The sequence below is a fragment of the uncultured Thiodictyon sp. genome, assembly GCF_903828115.1.
Classification (GTDB): Bacteria; Pseudomonadota; Gammaproteobacteria; order Chromatiales; family Chromatiaceae; genus Thiodictyon.
The window spans coordinates 1-2,478 of sequence record NZ_CAIKKU010000526.1 but is presented as its reverse complement, the minus strand read 5'-3'; the positions used below and the strand labels follow the sequence as shown (position 1 = coordinate 2,478).

The following is a 2,478-nucleotide window of genomic DNA, read 5'->3' as shown; positions in this document are numbered from 1 at the left end:
TCACGCGCGTGCGCGACTTTGCGAAGACGATCAACCTCGAGCCGTTTGCGATCGCCGACCGGCTTTGGACCCGAACGAGCCTCGATCCGGAAGAGGAAAAACTACGCATCCCATGCTAGGCGGGGTTTAGCGGTCGAGAGGACTTTCATGTTCCGGGGTGGCGCGGGTGCCATGACCGTTACCCGCGACGAGGCCTCGCAAGCTGGCGTGGCCTCGTCGCGGCTAAAGCCGCTCCCACGCACGCCTTGCATCATCCGCGGTAGCTGCTCTTGCGGCCATGGCCGCTAACGGGCCCCTGCGTCATCCGTACCGGTAGCGTCCGGCTCCGCTGTCAGGGCGCCCGCGGGTTCTTCGGTGATCGCCGGCCCCATCAGGATCGCGAGCGGGCGGGTATGCGGGCTCGCATCGAGCGCGATGATCAGGGCCGTGGTCAGCGGCACGGCCAGAAACATGCCGACGGTGCCGAACAGCCAGCCCCAGACCAGCAGGGCGATGAAGACCGCCAACGTCGAGATGCCGAGCCCCTTGCCCATGATCCGCGGCTCGATGACATTGCCGATCGCGGTGTTGATCACCAGATATCCGGCCGCGACCATCAGTGCCGTGGCCAGGTCAACCTGCACCAGTGCCAGCAGGACCGGCGGGATCATCATCAGGATGTTGCCGACCACCGGCAGGAAGTTCAGAAAGAAGGCCAGCACCGCCCACAGGATGGCGAAGTCGATCCCGAACAGCCACAGCAGAAGCCAGACACAGACAGCGGTGGCAAGGCTGGTCAGGGCCTTGATCTGCATGTAGCGATTGATGTTGTCCAGCATCCGCTGCAGGCGCGCCTCGCCGTCCGGCGTGATGTGAAAGGCCGCCCTCAGCTTGGGCGCCATGGTCGGCACTTCGAGCAGGATGAAGATGACGGTGAGCAGCACCAGGAGCCCGGTCGCGAAGACGCTGCCGGCGCTGGACAACATCCGCGGCACCAGGGCCTTGAGCTTGGCCGGGTCCATCAGGTCAGTCGCGGCCGCGGCCGGGTTGTCGACCCCGGTCCCCGCCATCATGCCGCCGAAGTGCTCGGCCAGTGCCGCGAAGCGTTCCTGATAGCCCGGCAGGCTGTCCTTGAAGCCCTCGAGCGACCCGGTCGTCATCAGCGCGAGCAGGCTGCCGACATCGAGCAGCACAAACGCGATCACGAACAGGGCGCCCCACTTCGGCACGCCTTTGCGGCGCATCCAGGCGAGCGCCGGGGTGGCGACGATCGCGATGAAGATCGCAAGCAGGAGCGGCGTCAGCAGCGGCGCCGCGGTCTTCATCAAGGTCACGACGAGCGCGACGGCCCCGGCGATGATCAGACCGCGGGCGGGCGCAGAGAAGGTGGCTAAGACATTCATGGTGGCGATGGCTCCGGCACTGGGTTGAGGATGGGTACGGCCGATCTGCGCGCCGCGACTCGGCGGCCAGGCGGCTAGGCGAGCGCCTTTTGCTTGAGCCGGTCGAACTCGCCCTGGCTGATGGTGCCGACATCGAGCAATGCCTTGGCATCGCCGATTTGCTCGGCGGGGGACTTTGCCGCGACCTCCCGAATGTAGGCCTCGGTATCCGACCTGGCCCGTTGCAGCGCCGCCTGTTGCCGGTGCGCCATGCCGCGGCCGCGGGCGAGGACGTAGCCGAGTGCCGTCAGGAACGGCAGGAACACGAGACCGATCAGCCACAGGACCTTGTAGCCCCCGGCCAGCTCGGGGTCGCGAAACAGGTCGAAAACGATATGAAAGAGAATGATCAGATAGGCAACGAACAGGAAGGTCGATGCCATCAGATAGAGAATGTCCCAGAAATTCGTCATTGAAACGGCCCTCATGGATGCAGTGAGTCAGTGAACCGGCGGCCACGGGGGCTGCCGGTCCTTGGGTCAACGCCGACCCGGCCGCCGCCGACCGGGGTCGGGGCAGGCCAGGGGCGCCAGGTCAGGGCTAAGCGGCCTTCGGGAATTGGCCGGCCGCCTGGGTGGTACGGAACATCAACCAGAGACCCAACACCAGGGCGATCACCTCGGCGGCGAGCATCTGGACCAGGGCCAACAGGCTCACCAGATCGACCGCGGAGACCCAACTGGAGGGCCCGCCGCCTAGCGTCTGGATGGTCGCGATCCCCGCCTGGGGGGCGGCGAGGAAATAAAACAGGAGCTGTCCGACTTCCAGCAGCATCACCACCATGGAGAACAGGATGCCCAGGCTGCTCGCGACCAGGCCGGTCCACACGGTCGCGAGCACCGTCGACTCGGTCGGACGCGCTTGCGGATCGGCAATCCGCTGGCCCAGACCGGGGTAACGATAGAACCAGACGATCCAGCCCTTTTAAGGTGCCAGCAAGATGCTGTAATATAAAGATATCTACAGCATCACACGCGAGCCCGACCGACCATGTTTGGCGAAATCCTCCAGAAATTTGCCGAGAAGAGCCCCGCCACCGTCATGGTGCGCGCCCTGC

Annotated in this window: 3 protein-coding genes; all 3 read right to left on the bottom strand. The window is 65.3% G+C overall.

Annotated elements, in window-relative coordinates:
• Positions 1–284: 284 nt before the first annotated feature.
• The 3 genes from QZY48_RS19520 to QZY48_RS19510 all read right to left on the bottom strand — a co-directional run bounded on the left by QZY48_RS19520 (position 285) and on the right by QZY48_RS19510 (position 2,336).
• On the bottom strand, positions 285–1,382 hold the full coding sequence (locus tag QZY48_RS19520; RefSeq protein WP_295434310.1) for an AI-2E family transporter: 1,098 nt from the start codon (positions 1,380–1,382) through the stop codon (positions 285–287).
• 74 nt (positions 1,383–1,456) lie between these two features.
• On the bottom strand, positions 1,457–1,834 hold the full coding sequence (locus tag QZY48_RS19515; RefSeq protein WP_100920398.1) for a PLDc N-terminal domain-containing protein: 378 nt from the start codon (positions 1,832–1,834) through the stop codon (positions 1,457–1,459).
• A 127-nt stretch (positions 1,835–1,961) separates the two neighbouring features.
• Positions 1,962–2,336, bottom strand: a complete 375-nt coding sequence (locus QZY48_RS19510; protein ID WP_295434311.1) for a DUF3611 family protein — start codon at positions 2,334–2,336, stop codon at positions 1,962–1,964.
• Between the last annotated feature and the right edge of the window lie 142 nt (positions 2,337–2,478).

Bases quoted from the DNA above. Each gene is read 5' to 3' on its own strand.
- QZY48_RS19520 (WP_295434310.1), bottom strand. From the start codon at position 1,382: ATGAATGTCTTAGCCACCTTCTCTGCGCCCGCCCGCGGTCTGATCATC.
- QZY48_RS19515 (WP_100920398.1), bottom strand. From the start codon at position 1,834: ATGACGAATTTCTGGGACATTCTCTATCTGATGGCATCGACCTTCCTG.